The organism is Myxococcales bacterium, from assembly GCA_016706225.1.
In the GTDB taxonomy this organism is placed as follows: domain Bacteria; phylum Myxococcota_A; class Polyangia; order Polyangiales; family Polyangiaceae; genus JADJKB01.
On sequence record JADJKB010000003.1, the window covers coordinates 936,920 to 957,614 of the forward strand.

General features: G+C 66.6%; 21 protein-coding genes. 7 read left to right on the forward strand and 14 right to left on the reverse strand.

Features of this window, described 5'->3' with window-relative positions:
* Nucleotides 1–26: 26 nt before the first annotated feature.
* Genes IPI67_05750 through pilM form a run of 4 tightly spaced genes read right to left on the reverse strand, consistent with a single transcriptional unit; the run spans nt 27 to nt 2,954 of the window.
* Nucleotides 27–620, reverse strand: a complete 594-nt coding sequence (locus tag IPI67_05750) for a pilus assembly protein PilP (GenBank protein ID MBK7579697.1) — start codon at nt 618–620, stop codon at nt 27–29.
* Nucleotides 617–1,243 carry a type 4a pilus biogenesis protein PilO gene (gene pilO / locus IPI67_05755; GenBank protein ID MBK7579698.1) on the reverse strand — a complete coding sequence of 209 codons (627 nt, stop codon included), beginning with the start codon at nt 1,241–1,243 and terminating at the stop codon, nt 617–619. The genes IPI67_05750 and pilO overlap by 4 nt, the downstream gene beginning before the upstream one ends.
* On the reverse strand, nt 1,243–1,881 hold the full coding sequence (locus IPI67_05760) for a PilN domain-containing protein (GenBank protein ID MBK7579699.1): 639 nt from the start codon (nt 1,879–1,881) through the stop codon (nt 1,243–1,245). Before IPI67_05760 ends, pilO begins: the two co-directional genes overlap by 1 nt.
* The gene (pilM, locus tag IPI67_05765; protein MBK7579700.1) at nt 1,878–2,954 is read right to left on the reverse strand and encodes a type IV pilus assembly protein PilM; all 1,077 of its coding nucleotides are present in this window, start codon (nt 2,952–2,954) and stop codon (nt 1,878–1,880) included. The genes IPI67_05760 and pilM overlap by 4 nt, the downstream gene beginning before the upstream one ends.
* Before the next feature lie 218 nt (nt 2,955–3,172).
* On the opposite strand from pilM, the gene IPI67_05770 reads away from it, so the two are divergent.
* Nucleotides 3,173–4,156, forward strand: coding sequence for a DUF882 domain-containing protein (locus IPI67_05770; protein MBK7579701.1), 984 nt, complete (start codon nt 3,173–3,175; stop codon nt 4,154–4,156).
* 20 nt (nt 4,157–4,176) lie between these two features.
* Here IPI67_05770 and IPI67_05775 read toward each other — a convergent pair whose 3' ends face one another.
* Both IPI67_05775 and IPI67_05780 read right to left on the reverse strand, forming a co-directional pair.
* Nucleotides 4,177–4,449, reverse strand: coding sequence for a hypothetical protein (locus IPI67_05775; protein ID MBK7579702.1), 273 nt, complete (start codon nt 4,447–4,449; stop codon nt 4,177–4,179).
* The gene (locus IPI67_05780; protein ID MBK7579703.1) at nt 4,446–5,690 is read right to left on the reverse strand and encodes a hypothetical protein; all 1,245 of its coding nucleotides are present in this window, start codon (nt 5,688–5,690) and stop codon (nt 4,446–4,448) included. The genes IPI67_05775 and IPI67_05780 overlap by 4 nt, the downstream gene beginning before the upstream one ends.
* 209 nt (nt 5,691–5,899) lie before the next feature.
* Between IPI67_05780 and IPI67_05785 the strand changes: the two genes are divergently transcribed.
* Nucleotides 5,900–8,179, forward strand: coding sequence for a carboxy terminal-processing peptidase (locus IPI67_05785; protein ID MBK7579704.1), 2,280 nt, complete (start codon nt 5,900–5,902; stop codon nt 8,177–8,179).
* Nucleotides 8,180–8,202: 23 nt separating this feature from the next.
* Here IPI67_05785 and IPI67_05790 read toward each other — a convergent pair whose 3' ends face one another.
* From IPI67_05790 to IPI67_05820, 7 genes are all read right to left on the reverse strand, one after another.
* Complete coding sequence (locus tag IPI67_05790; protein MBK7579705.1) at nt 8,203–8,661, reverse strand: hypothetical protein; 459 nt, start codon at nt 8,659–8,661, stop codon at nt 8,203–8,205.
* Between the two features lie 13 nt (nt 8,662–8,674).
* Complete coding sequence (locus IPI67_05795) at nt 8,675–9,745, reverse strand: hypothetical protein (protein MBK7579706.1); 1,071 nt, start codon at nt 9,743–9,745, stop codon at nt 8,675–8,677.
* A 131-nt stretch (nt 9,746–9,876) separates the two neighbouring features.
* Nucleotides 9,877–11,241, reverse strand: a complete 1,365-nt coding sequence (locus IPI67_05800) for an alpha/beta fold hydrolase (GenBank protein ID MBK7579707.1) — start codon at nt 11,239–11,241, stop codon at nt 9,877–9,879.
* Nucleotides 11,242–11,544: 303 nt separating this feature from the next.
* On the reverse strand, nt 11,545–11,985 hold the full coding sequence (locus IPI67_05805; protein MBK7579708.1) for a cupin domain-containing protein: 441 nt from the start codon (nt 11,983–11,985) through the stop codon (nt 11,545–11,547).
* Between the two features lie 13 nt (nt 11,986–11,998).
* A complete protein-coding gene (locus IPI67_05810; protein MBK7579709.1) occupies nt 11,999–12,313 on the reverse strand; it encodes an antibiotic biosynthesis monooxygenase in 315 nt (104 codons plus the stop codon).
* Nucleotides 12,314–12,451: 138 nt separating this feature from the next.
* A complete protein-coding gene (locus IPI67_05815) occupies nt 12,452–14,458 on the reverse strand; it encodes a hypothetical protein (protein MBK7579710.1) in 2,007 nt (668 codons plus the stop codon).
* 204 nt (nt 14,459–14,662) lie between these two features.
* The gene (locus tag IPI67_05820) at nt 14,663–15,400 is read right to left on the reverse strand and encodes a hypothetical protein (GenBank protein MBK7579711.1); all 738 of its coding nucleotides are present in this window, start codon (nt 15,398–15,400) and stop codon (nt 14,663–14,665) included.
* Between the two features lie 137 nt (nt 15,401–15,537).
* Here IPI67_05820 and IPI67_05825 point away from each other — a divergent pair, with 137 nt between their 5' ends.
* Entirely contained in the window at nt 15,538–16,026 is a 489-nt protein-coding gene (locus IPI67_05825; protein MBK7579712.1) for a hypothetical protein, read from the forward strand.
* Between the two features lie 147 nt (nt 16,027–16,173).
* Here IPI67_05825 and IPI67_05830 read toward each other — a convergent pair whose 3' ends face one another.
* Nucleotides 16,174–16,749, reverse strand: coding sequence for a Uma2 family endonuclease (locus tag IPI67_05830; GenBank protein MBK7579713.1), 576 nt, complete (start codon nt 16,747–16,749; stop codon nt 16,174–16,176).
* Between the two features lie 345 nt (nt 16,750–17,094).
* On the opposite strand from IPI67_05830, the gene IPI67_05835 reads away from it, so the two are divergent.
* The 4 genes from IPI67_05835 (at nt 17,095) to IPI67_05850 (ending at nt 20,637) form a co-directional block, all read left to right on the forward strand.
* Nucleotides 17,095–17,343, forward strand: a complete 249-nt coding sequence (locus IPI67_05835) for a hypothetical protein (GenBank protein ID MBK7579714.1) — start codon at nt 17,095–17,097, stop codon at nt 17,341–17,343.
* On the forward strand, nt 17,327–17,800 hold the full coding sequence (locus IPI67_05840) for a hypothetical protein (protein ID MBK7579715.1): 474 nt from the start codon (nt 17,327–17,329) through the stop codon (nt 17,798–17,800). Before IPI67_05835 ends, IPI67_05840 begins: the two co-directional genes overlap by 17 nt.
* 438 nt (nt 17,801–18,238) lie before the next feature.
* The gene (locus IPI67_05845; GenBank protein ID MBK7579716.1) at nt 18,239–19,996 is read left to right on the forward strand and encodes a response regulator; all 1,758 of its coding nucleotides are present in this window, start codon (nt 18,239–18,241) and stop codon (nt 19,994–19,996) included.
* Nucleotides 19,993–20,637 (forward strand): hypothetical protein, encoded by a 645-nt coding sequence (locus tag IPI67_05850; protein ID MBK7579717.1) that lies wholly within the window; start codon nt 19,993–19,995, stop codon nt 20,635–20,637. Before IPI67_05845 ends, IPI67_05850 begins: the two co-directional genes overlap by 4 nt.
* Nucleotides 20,638–20,695: the final 58 nt, after the last annotated feature.

Here is a 20,695-nt window from a genome sequence, read left to right on the forward strand (position 1 = left end):
CGCGGGGCGAGCCCCCCCGCGCGCGTTCACTTCTCGTTGACGACCGAGCCCTCGGGGCGCAGCGGAATCACCTTCGTTGCGCTGGGCACGTCGGGATTCTGGGGATCCTCGCGGATCAGGACCACGTCTCCGTCGCGGATGCGGTCCACCCGCCAGTTGATCTCGTAGGCCCGGGCCGTGGTGGTGCTTGCCTGCACGACCTCGGCGCGACCGACGAACTGTCCACGCTGCACGACGTGACCCTTGCCCGTGGGGTCGACCAACATTGCCTTGGCCGGGTCGATACCGGTGACGATGCCGATCAGCTTGAGCTCGTCGACCGTGTACTGGTCGAGCAGGACCTCGCGCTGTGATTTGACCTTACCGCGGGCCTCTTGCACGAACATGTTCGCGAACGAGCGGAACGGATCGCGGCTCTTTTCGTTCTCGGCGAACTCGGCCTCCTGAAAATCGATCTTTGGCGGTCCGAGTCCTCCGTCCGCAGCGGCGGACCCCACCGGAGCTGCCACGGCCGGCGCCGCGGAGCCAGCGCCCGGCGCGCCGCTGCTCGGCCCCTTGCTGCTGCAAGCTGCGACGACCAGCGCGGTGATCAGAGACAGAGCAATGAGCGAGCGCTTCACTTGCCACCCCCGGGGGCCGGCGCGCCGCCCCGTTTGTCGGTCTTGGTCACCGCGTTCTCATCCAGCATCCGGAAGGCGGTGGCCAGCACCACGACCTTGACGACCACTTCACTACCGTCCTTGGTCTGCGGATCGGTCGCGGAGATGTTCTCCATGTTGATGATGCGGTCGAGTTGACCCACGCCGTAGAAGAACTTCGCGACCTGGTGGAATTTGCCGGAGAGCTCCAGCTTCATCGGGACGCGGGCGTAGAACTTGTCGGGGCTCTCTTCAGTGGGGGTCCAGGCCGTGAGGGACACGCCGGACACGTTGGCGACCGCCTGAATTGCGCTCAAGAACGACGGGTACTCCGTGTCCTTGGGCAGGATCTTCTCGAGCTCACGCGCGCGCTGCTGCCGCTCGGTCAGCTCCGCCAGGTCCTTCTGGTAGGCGAACTCGTTCTTGCGTGCTTCACCGAGCTCTTCGCGCAGCTGTCGTTCTTTGCCCTGGGCGGCCTTGATCGAGCTGGCGAGATCTCCGTAGAACACCACGAAGTAGGCGACGGCCACCAAGACCAAGAGACCGCTGCCGATGCCGAGCTTGGCAACGAGGGGGAGCCTGGCCAGGCTGCTCTCTTTGGCCATTAGTACCTCACCTGAGCTTCCAGCTCGAAACGCACGACTTCCATCTGCGTGTCCTTGTCCTTCTCGGTGCGCGCCGGCAACAGGCGGACGTCGAAGAAGAAGCTCGAGAGGCCCATGCGTCGGGCGAGCTCACTCACGTCCTCGCCGTCGCGCGCGATACCTTCGAGGCGAACCTTGCGCTGCTGTTCGACGAACTTCGTCAACCACAGCCGCCGGGCATCCCACGCCGGGTTGTAGACGGCGAGCGGGTTGTCCTTGCGGAGCTGGAGCAGGCGGTCCGGATCGACGCTGGGGCCGCGTCCGGGGGTCAACAAGCGCGCCAGCTCCAGCATGACGGAGGTCGGGCCAGTCCGGGCGCTCTGCAGCTTGGAGATGGCGTCCTCGCGGGCGCGCAGCTGTTCGAGCTTGTCCTTTACCTCTTTGTGGTTCGCCACGGCCTGACGCGCCCGGTCGATCTGCGTCTGCAGCTCCGCGTTCTTGCGGTTCTGATCCTTGAGCTCCTCGCTCTTGATGCTGTGGAACACGAACAGCGCGACGACCTCGAGCAAGAAGGCCACCAGGAGCGCGATCAGCCACAGCTGGCTGCCTTCGGTGCGTTCGGCGCGACGCTTCTGCGGGAGAAGATTGATCTTGATCACGCGCGCGACTCCTTTTCGTGACGGAGCGCTAGGCCCGCAGCAACGGAGAGCTGTGCGCCCCGCATCTGCAGCAGATTTGCGTCCACTTCCCGAGCCTCGACCTGCAAACGCTCGGCAGCGGACCAGACCTCGGTGGGCACTCGGGCGCGTCTCTCGACCGCCTGAGCCAGCTGAAGCATGCTGGAGGTCCCTCCCGTCACGTAGATGCGGGAGATTTCGCCTTCACCGCTGGTAGCCAGGTAGAAATCCAAGCTGCGCTGGATCTCGGCGGCGATGGCGTCGGTCACGGCTTCGATGACCTGCACCACCTGCTGCGGGACCATGCCCGCACGGTAGGGGTCGTTCGGATCGGCGGCTCCTCCGCACTTGTAGGCCTCGGCTTGCTCGTACTGCACGCCCAGCGCCTTCTGGATTTCGTCGGTGACGACGTTGCCCCCGTTGGCGATCTCGCGCGTGAACGCGCTGACGCCGTTGGCGATGATGTTGAGTGAGCACAGGCTGGCCCCGACGTTGATCAGGCCCAACGTCTGGTCGGGAGGCAGCCCCCGCGAATATTCGAAGATGTTCTGCACGGTGAAGGCGTCGATGTCGCACACGACCGGCTTCAGCTTCGCATCGCGCGCAAGCTGGGCATAGTCGTTGATCTGGTCACGCTTCGCGGCCACCAGGAGCAGCTCCATTTGGCTGGTCTCGGGCTTCTTGCGCAGGACCTGGTAGTCGACCTGCACGTCCTTGATGTCGAACGGGATGTGCTGCTCGGCCTCCCAGTGGATCTGCTCGTTGAGCTCCTCGCGAGTCATCATGGGCACGGTGATCTTGCGAATGATCACACTCTGGCCGGAGACGCTGATCGCGATCTCTTTCTGCTTTATTTTTGCGTCGTGGAATACCCGCATCAGTCCTTCGACGACTGCGGATGCATCCATGACCTGCCCATCGACGATGGTCTGAGGATTGAGCGGCGCGTAGCCCAGCCGCTGGAGGCCGAGCCCGCGCCGGCCCTCCTTGATTTGGACCACCTTGATCGAGCTCGTCCCAATGTCGACCCCGACCAGATTTTTGCCTTCACCCATGGAGCCTCGAGAGCTGAAGGGCTTCACCGAGGAAACCCGGCACAAATGGTTGCACCTCTGGATGAATAGCGCCAAGAAACGCGGGCCTCGTTTTTCACAGACCCCCTTGGGATGTTCGATAAGTGAGAGTCGAGCCGCAACTGTGGTTGAATCTCTCCCCTCTTTTTTTCGTCTTTCGCCGGGACCCGGTAAAGGCTATCGGGTACCCCTTTCCAGCGATGAACCGGATCGTCCCCGCCCTGGTGTGTGCCACGTTGCTCGCGTTTGCCTCCGCAAACGTCGGCGCGTCGCCTGCGTCGCGCGCCGTCCGCGGCGCACCGCGGGTGCACGTGGTTTACCCGGGACAGACCCTGGCCATGATCGCCAAGCGCTACAACGTGAGCGTAGACGCGCTGTGCAAGGCCAACCGGATCAGCAAAAAGAGCCGGATCCGTCCCAAGCAGCGGCTGGTCTTACCGAAGCGTGAGGGAGACACGGTCGAAGCGTCCGTCGAAAAATCACCGGCGGAGGAGAGCGACTCGGTCGAGAAGAGCGAAAAGGCCGAGAAGAAGTCGGCCACCGGCAAGCACGACAAGGCCGAGCGGGCCGAGAAGGCCGCCAAAGCCGACCGACGCCCGACCAAGACCAAGAAGGGGCACCTGGTCCTGCAGAGTTTCACTGGCTCGTGGCGGGGGCCGGTGTTCAAGCGGGGGAAGATCAACACCTCGGCCAGGACTGGCATCGAGAAGGTCCTTGCGGCCTGGCGTACGGGTCAGCATCAGCCCATCAACGACCGATTGATCCGGATGCTGGTCAAGGTCAGCGAACACTTCGGCAACAAGCCCGTCCGGGTGGTCAGCGGCTTCCGACCCTACACACCGTCGCAGTACACTCCGCATTCGCGCCATAACAGCGGTCACGCGGTGGATTTCAGCATTCCGGGCGTCTCGAACACCCAGCTCCGAGACTACTGCCGAACGCTGGCGAACGTCGGCTGTGGGTTCTACCCGAACTCCAGCTTCGTCCACATGGATGTGCGCGAAGCCAGCGCGTACTGGGTCGATTTCTCCGGGCCCGGACAGGCTCCTCGCTACTCGGACGCTCACGGGAAAGACCCGGGCGAGGCACGCGCCGCCGGCGAGCGCGAAGAGCCGACGACGGGCTCGGGCGACGGCTCGGGCGCCGACAGCGACGAGCAGACCTTCGATCCCGACGAGATCTGAGTCGCCGCCGAGCTAGCGGCTCAGCGAGTTTCGTCGTCCTGTTCGAGGCGTTTGGTCGCAAAGATCGCGGCGACGAACAGCCCGGTGATGCCAAAACACACCACCGCGACCTCGAGACCCATGGCCTCGGGCGGCATCACGAAATAGTCCGCCAAGAGCTCGAGCAAGAAGAAGAACACGAAGTAGCCGCCAACCCAGCGCGGGCGTTTCCACGCGCGAAAGCGGAAGCTGAACACCGACGTGAGCACCGAGGCGACGGACAGAGCGACGATGAAGGTGACCATCGCAATCACCGAACGAAATCGTCGTCGCGGGCGAGCGCCAGCTCGATGACCTTGGGGATCTGCTCAGCCTCGAGCCCACGCCAGAAGACCTGCCAGCGGGGCAGCCGCACGAAACCATCGGAGAAGCTCGTGTACCAGGCGGCGATGGGGTTGTCCGGCCGGGTGCGCCAGAACAACCGAGGAAAGTCCCGGTTCATCGCCTGCCAGAGGTCCCGGCCCATCCCCTCACCCTGGGCCACCGGGTCGACGGTGAACTTCGCCAGATAGGGCGCGACTTCCATCGCTTGAAGGATCGCGGCGCCGCGATAGTTCTCTTCCACATAGAGCGCGAGCGGTTCCTGGCTGAAGAAGTCAGGTTTGAGCGCGTGGCCGAAGCTCGACTCGAGCAATCCGGTGAGGCGCGCGGTGTCGACCCGTTCATACGACTCGAAGCGCCGGATGGCGGTGCCGCGCTTGATCAGGGTGCCGGCACCGCGCATCGTGAAGAGCTCGCGCAAGAGATCGAGGGGGGACGTGATGCTGACCAGGAGCTTCTCGTCGCTGCAGGACTCGAGCAGCTCACGAACGTGACCAAAGAGAGTGGCATCGGTCTTTCGCAGCAGGCGTTGGTCCGCGAGCAGCTCGGTATCGGTGCGCAGGTTGATCAGCGAGAGCCCCCGCGAATCGACGGACAGCAGGTTCTTTTCCGCAATGCTCAGGCTGCGTTCGCTGGTGAGGTGCAAGGGGCCGCGTCGTCGCAGGAGCACCAGCTTGCGGGTGTCGAGCTGCTCGGCCAGGCGCGCGAGCCAAGCCAGGCGCGTGTCGGCGGTGCTCGACTCTTCGTCGGCGAGCTGCACGATGGGCCAGCGACCGGCTCTGAGCTCGGCGGCGAGCACCTCGCTCGTCACCGGCTCGTGAGGGAGGTGTACGGTGCACGCGATCTGGGCGGCCTCGAGGCGCTTGACGAGCCGCTCCCGCGAGGCGGCGGCCTGCGCCGGATCGAACAGTCCGAGCACGATGGGAGCGCACAGCCCCAGGTCCGACAGAAAGCGCAGCTGCTCGGCGAAGGCCCCGAGCCCCTGGCGAATCACCGGCGCGCCGGGCGCGATGATGGCAAAACTCTCCTTCGGCAGGCGCTGAAACAGGCGCAGGTACAGCTCGGCCTCCGAGCGGCGCCCGACGCTCTCCAGAAACATGAGCACCGCCTCCGCCGTGGCGGGCAGGGCCGGAGTCAGCGCCGGATCGGGCGGTCTCACGGAGGCGGAGGCCATTTCCGCGCGCTCAGTAGCACGACGCGCGACCGGCGAGGGCGCCGACCCGTCGAGCTTCCGCGGCGGGAGCCCCGCAAACGCCCTGCCGGGAAGCAACCGCCAAGTCCGCGGGAATACTGGGGGGGATGTCAGTGCTTGGATGAGAATCGATAGGAGAGGCGCCATTTAGCTCGGGAACAATCGCCAGCTCGTTGCACTCTGCCTCCCGCATGCGCTCGCCCAAAGCTCTCCGCTTCCTCCGCCGCACCCTCGCTCCGTTCAGCCTCGGGCTGGTCGCGGCGTGCACTCCGCCACACCCCACGCCAAAACCGAACACCGGCGCGCCGACCGCGAGCGCCGCCCCGAGCGCGGGCGTGCCGACGGCGGCGAACGACGAGTTGCCCGAGCTGCCGGCCGATCCCCGGGAGGGGGTGCTCGCCGAAGCAGCCGTGGTCCTCTTGACCAAACAACACGTGCTGCACCGACAGCTCGACGACGCACTCTCGAAGGAAGCTTTCGCGAAGTACATCGAGTCGATCGACGGGGCCAAGCTGTTCTTGCTCCAGCGTCACGTGGATGCCCTCGCCAAGTACGAGACCCAGATCGACGACGAGCTGCGCTCGGGGGACCTCAGCGTAGCCCGCAAGGGTAGCGCTCTCGCGGCGAGTCGCCGGAAGGTCGTCGCCAAGGTCATCGCAAACTTGCTCTCGAAACCGTTCGACCTCACGAAGTCCGAAGAGGTCGAGCTCGACCCGAAGAAGCGCGGCTTCGCCAAGAGCGAAGACGAGCTGCGCGATCGCTGGCGGCGCGTGCTCGAGGCGCAGGTGCTGGAACGCATTCAGCAGATGGAGGACTTGCTGGCCGCCAAGGGCAAGGCCGACAAGAAGGACAAGAAGGAAGAGTCAGAGGCTGCCCAGAAGGCGCTGGCCCTCATCCCTTCGACCTTCGAAGGCCGCCTGGACAAAGCACAGAAGGAGCTGGCCGAGCGCTACGAGGCGCGCTTCGTCCGACAATTGGAGATCGAAAAGCTGGAGCCGGCGGCGCAGCTCATCAACGCGGTCAACGCGGTGTACGACCCGCACACCGAGTACCTCCCGCCCTCGGAGAAAGCCAACTTCGACATCGCCATGAGCGGGACGCTGCAAGGAATCGGCGCAGCGCTGAGCGAACAAGATCACTACATCGTCGTCAAAGATCTGGTCCCCGGTGGCGCGAGCTGGCAGCAGGGGCAGCTCGCCGTCGGCGACCTCATCCTGGCGGTCGCGCAAGAGGGGAAGAGCCCCGTCGACGTGACCGACATGGCGATCGACAAGGTCGTCCAGATGATTCGCGGACCGAAGGGCACGGTCGTCAGCTTGACGGTGAAACGCCCGGACGGCCGCATCGAGAGCATCTCGATCACCCGCGACATCATCAAGATCGAAGCCAGCTACGCCCGCGGCGCGACGCTGCGCCTCGGCAAGCGCGGGGAGAAGGTTGGCTACGTCTATCTGCCGGGCTTCTACGGCAGCATGCGCGGGTCGAAGAAGCCGGGAGACCGCAACGCCACCGACGACGTGCGGGCGCTGCTCGAGGCGTTCAACCAGAAGAAGGTGGGGGCGGTCATCCTCGACCTGCGCGGCAACGGCGGCGGCCTGCTCGATCACGCGCGGGACATCAGCGGGCTCTTCATCGATCAGGGTCCAGTCGTGCAGACTCGTGACTCCGACGGGAAGGTCGAGGTCCTCGCGGACAAAGATCCTTCGGTGACGTTCTCGGGGCGGGTGGTCGTCATGGTCGATCGCTTCAGCGCTTCGGCCACGGAGATCCTCGCTGGCGCGCTGCAGGACTACGAGCGCGCCGTCATCGTCGGGACGGGGCCAACCCACGGCAAGGGCACGGTGCAGGTCGTCATTGACCTCGACCGACACCAGGGCGGTGGAGATCGGCTCGGTGTGTACAAGATCACCGTCGAGGAGTACTTCCGGGTAAACGGCGCCTCGACCCAGCTCCGTGGCGTCACGCCCGACGTCATCCTGCCGGACCCAGCCTCGTTCGTGGAGTCGCGCGAACAGACACTGTTCCACCCGATCCCCTGGAGCGCCGTCGATCCGGACAACTACTCGCGCGTGCCCCACGCGTGGGAGGTCGGCGAGCTGAAGACCGCGAGCGCGGCGCGGGTCGGCAAACACGAAGGCTTCGCCAAGCTGACTGCCTTCGCCAAGCTGCTCGAGGCGCGCCGCGATGATACGCGGGAGCCGCTCGAGCTGCGGACGTTCCAGACCCGCCGGGCGAAAGAAAAGGCAGAGCTCGAAGCCGTCGATCCGAAGTTCAAGGACCAGAAGTCACTCTTCGACGTGGTGCCGCTCGCCCAGGATGCGGCGGGCGCCAGCGCCAGCGACAAGAAGCTGCGCGAGAAGCTCAACGCCTGGAAGGACGAGCTCGCGCGCGATCCGTGGGTCGAGGAGTCGCTGCACGTGCTCGATGACATGAACAAAAAGCGTGCGGCGGGACCCCGAGCCACTCCGTAGCTCGGCGTAGGGGCTTCTTCGCCTCACCCGCTTCGATGCGCGAACGCTGGTCCGACTGGCACTGAAGAGCCGGCACCGACCGCGTCACCACAGCGGGGGCAATCGCACGACGAAGGGGTCGGGCCGTCGGGCACCTCGGCGCCGCAGCTCGTGCAAAAGTTCGGAAACAGGCCCAGCAGACTGCGCGTGTGGGACATCACCATCTGCCCGTCCACGATGGACTCGAGACACTCCGGGCAACTCACGGCTTTGACACCCTGGAAGAAGATGACGAAGGGGATCGGCAACAGCGGGACTGCGAACAGTGTCGTGATCGGGTCGAAGACCAGCAGGCCAGCGAGGAACAGGACTGCCGCCCAGAGGAACAGGTTGTAGATCAGCGTGCAGCGCCGGTAGTGGATCCAGGCCGGGTTCACGGGCTTTGGCGGAATGTGCTGGTGCTGGGGCGGTGAACGGTACGGGCTTGCGTGCGTCATGGACATTTCGACTCCTTCTTCAGCGGTCGTAGGCCCGGGGCTGGCGGGCGTCCGTGAGGTTGTCGCGGATCGCGTTCTTCACCTCCGCGCGATGGTCTACGCCGGGCGCCGCAGGAGCAGCGCCCCGGGTAATCCCACGCTGCTCGAAGCGGATGCCAATCGGCACCTCGAAGCTCTGACCAAGTTGATAGATCCCGTCGAGGATCCGATAGTCCTCGGCGTCGAGCTCTCGTCCGTGGAGCGCCGCGGCGACTCCCTTGGCGGCGCCAACGATCGGCGCAAAGAAGCCGGAGCTCCTCACTGTCTCGATGGAACGGTTGTAGCGCTCCAACTTCTGAAGGAAGCGCTCGGCGGGTGAAGCCGTATCGACGTGCGCGTCGACCCCGTTGCCAGCGCGCACGCCGGAGCCGGCCGCGCGCCCGAGCAATGCTTCGTACGCGAACTTGGCTGCGGCGAAGTCGGACTTCAGCTCCTTCAACAGTGCGCGGGCGTGGGAGGCCTGGAGCTCGGCGTTCCAAACGGCACCGTCGAGCCCTTCGCGGAAGGTGCCGTGCTTGGCGTCCTCCACAGCTCGTCGGCGCAGATCGGTGGCCATATTGGTGAAATGCGCGATGCTGCGCTCGAGCAAAGACTTGGCGCGGGAGTGCACCGCCTCGAGGGCAGCCAGGCGCTTACCCGCTTCGAACCGCACGGCCACCGGAGCTGCGGGCTCGAGCGCCGACATCATCGGCCGGATCACCAACTTGCTCGCCTGCGCTGGCGGGCCGACGAGCTCGACCCGGCCCGCTCGTGGTTTGGTGTCGATGGCCACCCCGGACTGCTGCCGGAAGGCTGCTTGGATCAGCGCCTCGTCGCTCCGCGCCTGTTTGCCGTCGAGCCGAGGTTGTCTCTTCTGGATCCAGAAGAACGGGGAAGGCAGCGCGTTCTTGGTGAGTTGGGCCGCTGATGGAGTGAGTTCGGCTTTCCGGCTGCCGCTCGGGGCCTTGGCTGGAGCATTGGACTTGGCTCCGCTCTTCGGAACCGCGGCGGGCTCCCGACCTTCGTCGGATTGAGTGACGGCCCTCGTTTGACGCTCTACCCGTGGGCTCATTGCAGGCCGGGTCGGCGGGCGGCGGCGGGCAGTTGCGGGCTATTTTCGGGCGGCTGGCATCGGAGGTAGAATCCCGCGGCAGCGCCCCACGCGCCCGGTCGCGCGCGCCGCCCCGGCCTGGACCCGCAGGCTCAGAACGGCGAGCAGTTCGGCAATGCGCCGTCGACGGGACACGCCGGCGGCGTCTTTCCAGCGGCGGTGGCGAGCGCCCAGTCGACGGCAAAGCCCGCGGAGGTGGGGATCAGCGATTCGTGGCTCTCACCCGGGTACACACACTCGACCGGGTCCGCGCCATCTTTGACCAGGCGACCAAAGAAACACGACGCGAGCGCGGGCTTGACCGCGGTGTCCGCGTCGCCCTGCAGATACAGGATCGGCACGCTGGGGTCGACGTGGGGGTCGTTCGCCTTCGAGCGGGCAACCCAGGCCCCCGGTAGCCCCGAGCATTTGCCGTTCTTCGCGCAGTCGACGGCGCCGGCTTTGAAATCGGGATCGACGAACTCGCCGATGGTCATCGGCGGCACGTAACCGGTCGCGGGTGAGTCGAGCGCCGGACCGAGTTTGTCGAAACACAGGGTACCGGCGGCCTTGCTGATGTAGTCGCGCACACTCGGTGCGAACGCGGCGCCGGCCTGGGACTCGTCGTCGCCCGCGTTGGCGAGATCGGCATACAGAATAGTGGCCAAAGCCGGGCGCAGCCCAGCCACGCTGACCCCCGCCAGTTGGATCGACTCGACGTAGTCGAGGTAAGCCCATGCGGGCGCGTACGCGACGATCCCCGCGACCTTCACGTCCGGCGTTTCGTTCGCGTACGCCGCCGCGGAGAGCGCTGCTCCTCCACCTTGGCTGTGCCCGAAGAACAGCGCGCGTTCACCGACGCGATCCGCCCCGACCAATCGCCGCAGCGCTCGCGCCGAGTCGAGCACCGAGCGTCCAGTGTCCGGATAGTTGAAATATCCTTGCACGCCGACGGTGCCGAGTCCCGCGTAGTCCGGGGCAACGACGGGCAAGCCGCCCGCGGCCCAGGCGAGGTGCAGCGAGTCGAAGTACGGCTCGTCGATGAAGTGGGACGGCGCACAGTCGTCGGCCAGTCCCGTCGTACCATGTGAACCGACGACCCCGGTCAGCAGTCCACTCGCGGGGTGTTCCGGCAGATAGACCAGCGCGGTGCTGACCCCGGGCTCCCCTTTGTCACGCTCGGTGCGGTAGGCAATCATCAGCCGACGCACGCCGGAGCTCACCTTCAGCCCGGCGACGTTGGCCAGGCGCGCTTGGACGTCGCTGAGTGCGAGGGTGTCGATGTCCGCGCAGCCGAGCAGCTCACCGCGCTCGCCAGTGGACACCGGGGTGGCCCAGAGCGCGTCCATCGAGTCCGTACACGGCAGCGACGTCGCGAGGGCCTTCGGCGCGGCGTCGCCAGCGTCGTCACCCGAGCAACCCACGCACAGGCCAAGGAGCAGCGCGCAGCCCAATGCCTCGGGAATATGTCCCACCATGCGCACATGCTACTCGGGGCCGCGGGCAAGGCATTTGTTTTTGCGAGGCCGAGTCGTTGTTCTCGCTCGCGGCCCAAGCCACACTACACGCGAGAGCGATGTTGCCAGGCCGCGGCCAGCGCACGGTGCCAAGACGCGCCGGACCCTCGCGCCACCGCCGATCCAGATCCGGAGCTCGGCTGCTCCGTGGCGGCGGTCGAAAGGCGTCCCCGGCGCAGGCCTGGCCTCGGGGCTGTCGGCGGCGCCCGCCACCTGACACCGACGCCAGAGCCATCGCCCCGCGGGCCTCGAACGACGGGTGGGTCACTCCGGCTTTGCGGCCTTTGGGCCCACGCGAATCAAGAACGCGCGGAAGGGGGTATCGCTAGGGTTGACCTCGCGGTGCATCAGGTGCGGCGGCACGACGTACAGGGTCCCGTCGCACCGCAGCTCGAGGCGCTCTCGCCCGTCGGGGCCAAACTCGACGATGGCCGCGCCTGCCAACGGAAGGACGTAGGTGGTGCGGTCGCCGTGGTCGTGCCAAGCCGACGCAGTGTGCGGGTCGGAGGACACCATGGCCACCCAGAGGTCCTCTTCGTCGACGCACACCTCGCGCAGGAGACCCACGACGGAGGCGCAGGGTTTCACGACGCGATCACCGGGGGCAATGGCGGTCACCGTATCGGTAGCGATGGCGGGCGCCGTGAGTGGCCGCGCACGGTCCGAGTGAGACGGGGTAGCGGGGGTGGAGGAATGCAGGGTCATGTCGGATCTCCTTTCAGGCGCTCGGGCCCACCTCGGTGAGGACCTCGGTGATCGTCGTCTGTGGGGGCGCGGCGAAGTAGCCCGCGAAGCTCTCCATCGTCTTGGCGAACTCGGGCTGCTCGAGGAACGCTTTCATCTGGCCGGCGTCGGCCCACGCGCCGATCGTCACCACCACGTTCTTCTCGCGGTCGACGGTGAGGCGGGCGCCACGCCACGCGTCGAACCGCTGGGCGAACGGCGGGATCTTCTCTTCGAACAGTGCCTTGGCCTCGGCGAGCACTCCGGGCTTGAACTGAATCGTATGGATGATGAAGTGGGTCGGGTTCATGGGTCTCTTCTCCTCTGGGCCGGCGTCGTTGCCGGCCGTGAAGAGACTCTCGGGCGAGGCCGTCAAAAGAGCGTCAAATCCCCGTGATCACGCCGAGAAAAATCCGCGCAGGGCGATTTTGGCTCCGCCCGGGGCGACTCAGCGCAGCCCGGCTTGCTCCATCAGCGCGCGGAGCTCCTGGCTCACGGTAGGATCGCGGTACAGGAAGGTCACCGCGAAGCGGTCGAGGTCGAAATCCGGCTCGTGGACGTAGATCGCACGGCACACCTCGTCGGCCGCCTCTGCGTCGCCCAACGCGACGTGGCAGGCGGCGAGGTAGCAACGGTATCGATTTTGCGAGGGCGTCGCGGCGCGCAGCGCCTGAACGGCCTCGGCGTACCGCCCCTGGAGCATCAGGATGCGCCCGAGGTTGAACTGGTAGAAGCTCGGGTGGAACGGGTTGCTGCGTATGGCGCGGCGAGCAAACGTCTCGGCCTCGCTCTGGTTGCCCAGAAAGCAGAGCAGCGCGGACATCTGCGACTGGATGCGATCGTCGTTCGGGTTGAGCGCGTACGCGCGGCGCAAGTAGTGTTCGGCCTCGTCGTAGCGTCGCCCGAAGAGGTGCACCTCACCGATCAGCCGCAGGCATTCGGTCTCTTCGTCGTCGATCGCCTCGATCGCTTTCAGCATCCCCAGCGCTTCGTCCACCCGCTTCATGTAGGCCTTCGAGTGCATCCGCTCGGCGCGCGACTGCCTGAACGTAGCTGCACGCCCGATGGCGCATGCGAGCCAGCCGGCGGCGAGCGGGTAGTCAGGTTGGCGACGGAGCGCCTCCTCGAAAAGTGCCACGGCCTGATCGGAGTCCTCCGGGGTGTAGAGGTGGTGGTGATAGCGACCGCGCAGCACGCAGTCGTACGCGTCGAGCGCGTCGGTCGCCTTGCGCCGCGCTCGCGCGAGCGCTGCGGCTTCGACGCGGCCCGCGACGGTCGCCACGATCCGTTGCACGAGCTCGTCTTGAAACGCGAAAACGTCGCCCAGTTCCCCCTCGTTGCGTTGCGACCAGACCTGCGCGCCGTGCTCGGCGTCGACGAGCTGCGTGCTCACCCTGACGCGGTCTCCCGAGAACTGAGCGCTGCCCTGCAGTACATGATGCACACCCAGCCGGCGCCCAATCTCGGGAACGCTCTGTGCAACGCCCCGAAGCGCGAAGCTCGCGGAGCGCGAGATCACGAACAGCGAGGAAAACTGCGAGAGCGCGGTCGTGATGTCCTCGGCGAACCCGTCGCAGAGAGGGTCGCGCGACGGGTCGGCGCTGAGGTTTTCGAAGGGCATCACCGCGATCGATGGCTTGTCGACGAGCGGGAGGGTGGGCGCTCTCTCGCCGAGCCCGGCGGGGTCGGACGCCGATGACGCCACTGCATCAACGGTCGCGGCGGCGCGGAGCGTGTCGCGGAGCGCGAGGGTCTCGGGCGCAGGTGCGGCGTCGAGGTGGCGGCGCAGCGCGTCCTCGCAAGCTTGATACTGCGCGAGTGCCTCGCTTCGCCGCCCGAGTCGCGCGTACGCATCCATCAGGCCGCGATGGGCCTCCTCGCAAGCCGGTGCCAGAGCGAGCAGTCTCCAGTACGTGTCGATCTGCGCTTCGCTGTCCCCAGCCTGAGCCTGCCGTGCTGCGCAACGAATGAGCAGGCGCTGACCGGCGTCGTGCAAGCGCACGCGCGCGTCGCGCACGAAATCGTCTGCCGCGTCCTCCCCGAAGACCATCCCCTTGAGAAGCGGGCCCCGCACCTGGTCACACGCGCTGCATGCGGTCGCATCGTCGACGAGCGACGCCGCACCCAGTACCTCGTCCACGTCGACGTGAATGCATGAAGGATCGAGCCCGATGTCGGCGCCGTCACTCACGAACGGCGCACCGTCATCCGCACCGAGAAGCTTGCGCAGCGACGACAAGCACTGCCGCAAGCTCTGGCGCGCCTGCTCCTCGCCGCGGTCGGCCCAGAAGATGGACGCGACCTCGGCGCGCTGCGCGCGCTTTCCGTGCGCCAGGGCGAGGTACGCCAGCACCCCGCGCTGCTTCGCCGCCGATACGGGGATCTCCTGCCGGTCCGGGCCAACGCACTCGAAAGGGCCGAGGAGTCTCAGAGAGAAGCGTCCTTCGCGGCGCACCGGGCGAAGGTAGCAGATTCGGGCGGGAGATGGCCTCGCCCGGGCTCCTCGTGGGCGCTCGCTGCGCTACCCACAATTATTCGATTTGCACCTCCGCCGCCGGCCGGAGGCGCCGAGCTGCCGTGACTCGTGCCCTGCTTGCACGTGGCGATTTCGCTGGCTGCGCCGCTCAATACCGAACGCGCAGGCTCGCTCCGTCGCGGGTCACTTCACGATGCGCGCGTCGTCGAGGCTCCGTCCGACCTTGGCCACCACCCCTTCGGCGACGATGATCGGGTGCTGGCCGTCTCGAGGCGCCGACTTCACGTCGTGCGTCACCTGGACGCCCACGGTCTCCGCTTCGTTCTTCTCGTCGGCGACGCTCATCGACGCGAGCGTGCTGTCTTTCGTCGCGCCACTCCGGACGACGCCGCGTACGCGCCCTCGCAAGCGGATCTTCTGGCTCGCCCACTTCGAGCGCGCCTCCTCCAGCCCCGCGCGGAGCTCGTGCACGCTGTATGTCTTGCCGGCGACCGGGCCCGATGCGGACGGGTTCTTGTCGGGTGGGGTGCGGTCCTGGCGGTAGTAGCAGTCCTCGAAATTCTCGAGGTCCGATGCTCGCGAGTAGTTCACCGCGGGGCTCACGACACCGACGACGTCCCCGTTCGACTCGAGCCGCAAGAGCGCGCAGCTGTCGGCGGTGGTGACGCCCCAGTCCGTGAACCCCGCCTCGCGCGTGGGCGGGCCGAGCTCGCGGATCAAGGTCTCGCGCGCCGCGTTCCAGGGATCGCCCTTCTTGACCTTCTCGTTCGCGGCGACGAGGCGCGCCAGCGTGAGCGGCCCTGCGGCCGGAGCAGGCGCGGAGGTGCTCGGCGCGGGCGTTGCGCTCGCGACGGGGTTTGCTTCGGTCCGACTGCACGCGAGCGCGGCCAGCGCGGCGCATAAAAGGAGAGCTCGATTCATTCGGCGTCGTCCTACGCTCGAAGGCGAGCTCTCTTCCCCGGGCTCCAACCGTGCCGCCGCGTGGCTCGCGATCGCCCCCGGGGCAACCCATCAGTTCGCATGGCACGGCGTGTCGTGGAACTATGACTGAGGGCACGATGTACACCACAGCTCCCGCCGTCGCCTTGATCCTCTTGGTCCTTGCTCCCGCGTGCGCGCGTACGGAAAAACCACGCCCGGAGCTCTCCACCGCTGCGCCAGCCATCGACTCACCCGCTGTCGAACCGGACGCGAGCATCGACGACGAGAACGAGGAAGCCGCCCAACAGCTCGATGCACAGTTCGAGGCCGACTCGCAGCTCTCACCGGCGGAGGTTGAAGCGTTTCGGAAGCCCATCGCCGACGCGCTCGCTGGGTTGAAAGAGGCACCGGCCGTTTCGTCACTCGAGTGCCGCGCGAAGCTCTGCCGGGCGTCATTCGAGGTCGCCGACGAAGACGCCCTGGCGCGGGTGTATGGAGCCCTCACCGGACGCCCGGGCCCGGGGGCACTGCGGACTGGGAGGCTGCTGCCGCATGGCTTGACGATTGCGCGGCGGAGCACGACGCCGGACGGAAGACTCTCGGCCCAGGTCTACTTCACGCGCTGAGCGCGGAGTTCGGCGTGGGTCTCACTGAGCCCCCGTTCCGCCCGCCCCGCACGGACCCCCGCGCACTGGCCGCCGGCCGCCGTCCAAGCGCTCGAATCGAACGTAGTCGCTGGACGAGTACCAAGGGTTCAGCGCGGGGGCAGTCAGCTACGCCCCCGCTCGTTCGGGCCACAAGGCGGAGAGCGAAAGCTCGACCGCTTCAAAGGGTTCGATGCGCACGACGTCGCAGTCACCGTGGACCGCGACGAGGCGGTAGGTGTCGGCGTCCAGGCGGAAAACTTCGACGCTCTTGGCGCGTGGGTCGACAAGCCAAAGATGACGCACTTGCTCTCGTGCGTAAATGGGCAGCTTGCGGCGCCGGTCCACGAGCGCCGTCGCGGGCGAGAGCACTTCGCAGGCCCAGTCCGGTGCAAGCTCGAAGTACGGCGCATCGGGAACGGCGGGCAGCCGCTCGCGACGCCATCCGCCAAGATCCGGAACCAGGATGTCGATACCCAGGTGTAGTTCGGGTTCGTAGAGAATGATCCAACCACCGGGCCCGCCACGGCCGCGGTGGAAGGGACCGCCAATGTCCATGCCAAGCACGGAGGCCGCTTCCGCGTGTGGACCTGCGGGACGCGGATGGGTGTGAAGCTCTCCGTTCAACACCTCCGCGACCATATGCTCTGGTGCGTCCAGGACGTCTTGGTAGGTTGCCTGATTCTTGGCGGTGTCTGCTGCCATGCGATGAACGGCAGTCTAGCACCTAGAGATTCTTACGATTCCAGCGAAAGTAGATGGGCCGAGTGCCAGCTGTCAGCCGACGACCAAGCGGACGAGAGTGCCGATGACGCGATTGAGCTTGGCAACGAGCGCCGGCTCCAACGAAGCGACATGACCCAGCGCGCAAGCGACCTCGAGACACGAGAGCACTTCGCGCGCCGGTGAGACAATGAGAATGCCGAGCGAGCCACCCCCTCTCCGCTCCACATGGAACGGTCAGCGATGTCCTGTCCGGTACCGCGGAGGTCTTGATCTCTTCCCCTCGCTCTTCCCCCTCGCCCGCTGCCTTCGTGGTAGATTGGATTGGTGGATTCCAGCGAAAAGCGCGCGGCCCGCCGCGCCCGAGCCGCCGCGCGGCGCGCGGTCATGACGGTGGAGGTCGTCCAGCTCGGTCAACGGAAGCCGCCGCCGTACGCGGACAGCACGCCCGAAGAGAGGCTCGCCGCCGCGGTCCGTCTGATCGACTATCACCAGGCACTTCGTGGCGGGTATTCGACGCTCCCACGCTCGCAATGGCCGGGCGAAACCTTCGTCGCCGGTGGCGAGCTTGGCTAAGCTCCCTCAGGACTTTGCGGATCTGCTGATCGAGCTGTGCGAGCGAGAGGTCGAGTTCCTGCTCGTGGGCGGCTGGGCCGTGATTCTGTACGGTCACGTTCGCGGCACTGACGACATGGACATCTTCGTCAGGCCTTCCAGGCCGAACTCCGAAAGAGCGTTCGCAGCGCTCGATGCGTTTGGAGCGCCCCTGCAAGCACACGCAGTGACGCCGGCACACTTCGCGAACGAGGGGGACGCTTACCGCTTCGGAATCGCGCCGCTCAAGGTCGAGGTGCTGACCAAGATCAGCGGGGTCTCTTTCGACGAGGCACTGCAGGGCGTGAGAACGTTCGAACTCGATGGGTGTCAAATCCCGTACATCGGTAGGGCTGCACTCATTGCGAACAAGAAGTCGGCGGGACGCCACAAGGACCTCGCGGATGTTGAAGAGCTCGAGCGCCTGAAGGAGACCTGACCGCGCGGATGAGCGGCGTGTGGACCCTGCAACAGCCACGCTGCGAGCGCGGACTGTTCTTTCTCCTTGTCGGTTCGCCCGACGGCAACCGGCGCTCACCGCGCGAGCCCCTGGGGGATCCCCGAAGGGGGAGAGGCGGAGTCCAGGCTGCGCGGGCGCGATGCGTCCGCGCACCGCGACGCAGTCGCGGCCGCGGGGGTCTTGATCTCTTCCCCCTCGCTCTCGCTCGCCGCCTACCTCGCAAAGCACCGCGCCCCGCGCCAGCTTCCCCCCCGCGGCCGCCCGCAGGTCGCGACGGCGACCGAGGACGGACGCAAGGGGGGGAACGGCCGCCCGCAGGTCGCGACAGCGACCGAGGACGGACGAGGCGGGGGCATCAACGGCGAACAGTCCGGCAGCGCGCCAAGGTTACGAGATGTGATCTAGTATCCGCCGCAGATGCACGTAGGGCTCGTGACTCCGCCGGGGGTGCTCGGACAGTTCGTCGCGCAGGCGATCGAGCCCGCGGGACACGATCTGTCCATCGCACCGGACCTCGATGCCTTGCTCGAGCAAGCTTCCGCGGAGCTCGACGTGGTGTTGTTCGCTCCGGTCGTGGCGGGCATGCCGGCGGCGAAGGCGCTCGGAGCCGCCCGCGGCGCGGGGGTCGCCCCGGAGCGCGCCATCTACCTCGGGCTCGACGCGAGTGACTGCGAGGAGGCGCAACGGGCAGGGTTCTTCCGCGCGCTGACCATCCCGTTTCAGACGCACGAGCTGCTCGCCACCCTCGAAGACACCGCACGCGGCAAGCTGGTCGTGCTCTTGGCCGACGACAGCGATCTGATCCACAGACACACGGTCCCGCTCTTGACCGCCGCCGGTTACGACGTGCGCGAGGCCTGGGACGGCGAACAAGCCCTGGAGATGGTCCGCCTCAAAAAGCCGGATCTCCTGCTCACCGACGTCGAGATGCCGAAGATGAACGGCTACACCCTGTGTCGCACGGTGAAGACCGACGACGCTTTGGCCGACGTGCCGGTGGTGATCTGCTCGAGCCTGGGTGAGACGGCCGACCTGGAGCGAGGTTTCGACGCCGGGGCCGATGACTATCTGGTCAAACCCGTCGTGCCTGAGGAGCTGGTGAGCCGCCTGCACTCGCTGCTCGCGACCCGCATGGTCAGCGCGCGGGAGCGGGTGCTCGTGGTGGATGACTCCGCCGCCATTCGGCACCTGGTCGCCGACTGCCTGCGCCGCCAAGGTTTTCGCGTCGAGACCGCCGTCGACGGTCACGATGGGCGCGACAAGGCGGTCGCGGCGCCGCCCGATCTGGTGCTGACGGACTACGACATGCCGCGCATGACGGGCTTCCAGCTGGTGCACGCGCTGAGGCACGACACGAGCACTCGCGACGTGCCGATCGTGATGCTCACCGCCCGGGACACCAAGCGGGATCAAGCACAGATGCGCGCCGCCGGTCTGACGAGCTATCTGGTCAAGCCCTTCGGCACCGACAAGTGCATCGCCATCGTCGAGCGGGTACTGGCCGAGTCACGCCTGTCCCGCTACAAGGAGGCCTCTCGCCTCTACATTAGCGAGGGGGCCGTCAAAGCCGCGGAGGAAATGAGCCGCGCGGGGGCAAATTTTGGCGAGGTCCGCGCGCGCGAGGTCGACGCCACGCTGCTCTTCTCCGACATCTCCGGCTTCACCAACATGAGCTCGAAGATGTCTCCCGCCGAGGTGGTGTCGATCCTGAACGAGTCGTTCGACGCACTCTGCATCGTGATCAAGGAGCAAGGTGGCGACATCGACAAGTTCATCGGCGACGCCATCATGGCCGTGTTCGAAGACCGGCCGGAGCTCGACGAGCCGCACGCCCTGCGGTCCGCCCGCGCCGCCTGGGGAATGCAGGCCGCCCTCGGGCGTTTCAACGAAGGCAAGGACCAGCGCCTGACCATGCGGATTGGCCTGAATTGCGGCAAGATTGTGCGCGGCGACATCGGCTCGCGCTACGTCCGCCGGGATTACACCTGCATCGGGGACGTGGTGAACCGTGCGCAGCGGCATGAGGGCAAGGCCCCGCTCGGCGGCGTGCTGATGAGTGTGTCGGTGCACGAGCGCATCAAGGACTACGTCGAGGTCGAAGAGGTGACGGGCCTCACCTTCAAAGGCATTGACGAACCCCAGAGCGCGTACATCCTTCGGGGATTCAAGGCATGAAAAAGACCCTCGTCGTAGTTTCGGTCGTCGGCGCGGCGGCGCTCGGCACTCTGCTCGGCACTGCGCCACTCTCGGCCCAAGAGACCAGTCGTTACCCGTACGACCCGGCATGTCCCTGGGGTCGCTTGTCGAATGGCCGAGGCATGCTCGTGCGTTGCATCACGCGGGACGAGGCAACGAGCCTACCGGCTGCGGGAACCGCCAAGCCGCAGAAACCGAGCGCGAGCGCGAGTGCTGCACCGAGCGCGCCACCGTCAGCCAGCGTCGCGCCGTCGGCGGCGCCGAGTGAGGAGCCGCCAGTCGATCCTCAAAAAGCCTTCGCGCTCCGGAGCATCGTCGTGACACCGGATGAAGGGGCTCTGCCGACCGCGGAGAAGAAGCTCATGCTCGGCCGCGACAAGATGCTCGAGTGTCTCGGCAAACACGGCGGGCTCGACAAGCCCGAAGCCGAGGCCCAGGTGCGTTTCCTCGTCAGTGCGCGGGGGCGAGCCGAGGGAGTATCGGTGAAAAAATACGTCGGCATGAGCGCGGCTGCCGCGGACTGCATCGCCCACGTCGTCGATCGCCGCTTGGTGGGCACACCGGCCGCGCAAATGATGGGGGCGACGGCCGCCATCCGCGTCGTGAAACAAAAGAAGTAGCCCAGTTTCCGCCGCCGTTCCGCCGCGACGCCCCGGCCGAAGTTCAGTAAGGTGACCG

Bases quoted from the DNA above. Each gene is read 5' to 3' on its own strand.
- IPI67_05790 (MBK7579705.1), bottom strand. From the start codon at position 8,661: ATGTCCATGACGCACGCAAGCCCGTACCGTTCACCGCCCCAGCACCAG.
- IPI67_05785 (MBK7579704.1), top strand. From the start codon at position 5,900: ATGCGCTCGCCCAAAGCTCTCCGCTTCCTCCGCCGCACCCTCGCTCCG.
- IPI67_05800 (MBK7579707.1), bottom strand. From the start codon at position 11,241: ATGGTGGGACATATTCCCGAGGCATTGGGCTGCGCGCTGCTCCTTGGC.
- IPI67_05770 (MBK7579701.1), top strand. From the start codon at position 3,173: ATGAACCGGATCGTCCCCGCCCTGGTGTGTGCCACGTTGCTCGCGTTT.
- IPI67_05825 (MBK7579712.1), top strand. From the start codon at position 15,538: ATGTACACCACAGCTCCCGCCGTCGCCTTGATCCTCTTGGTCCTTGCT.
- IPI67_05810 (MBK7579709.1), bottom strand. From the start codon at position 12,313: ATGAACCCGACCCACTTCATCATCCATACGATTCAGTTCAAGCCCGGA.
- IPI67_05850 (MBK7579717.1), top strand. From the start codon at position 19,993: ATGAAAAAGACCCTCGTCGTAGTTTCGGTCGTCGGCGCGGCGGCGCTC.
- IPI67_05805 (MBK7579708.1), bottom strand. From the start codon at position 11,985: ATGACCCTGCATTCCTCCACCCCCGCTACCCCGTCTCACTCGGACCGT.
- IPI67_05845 (MBK7579716.1), top strand. From the start codon at position 18,239: ATGCACGTAGGGCTCGTGACTCCGCCGGGGGTGCTCGGACAGTTCGTC.
- pilM (MBK7579700.1), bottom strand. From the start codon at position 2,954: ATGGGTGAAGGCAAAAATCTGGTCGGGGTCGACATTGGGACGAGCTCG.
- pilO (MBK7579698.1), bottom strand. From the start codon at position 1,243: ATGGCCAAAGAGAGCAGCCTGGCCAGGCTCCCCCTCGTTGCCAAGCTC.
- IPI67_05830 (MBK7579713.1), bottom strand. From the start codon at position 16,749: ATGGCAGCAGACACCGCCAAGAATCAGGCAACCTACCAAGACGTCCTG.
- IPI67_05780 (MBK7579703.1), bottom strand. From the start codon at position 5,690: ATGGCCTCCGCCTCCGTGAGACCGCCCGATCCGGCGCTGACTCCGGCC.
- IPI67_05820 (MBK7579711.1), bottom strand. From the start codon at position 15,400: ATGAATCGAGCTCTCCTTTTATGCGCCGCGCTGGCCGCGCTCGCGTGC.
- IPI67_05795 (MBK7579706.1), bottom strand. From the start codon at position 9,745: ATGAGCCCACGGGTAGAGCGTCAAACGAGGGCCGTCACTCAATCCGAC.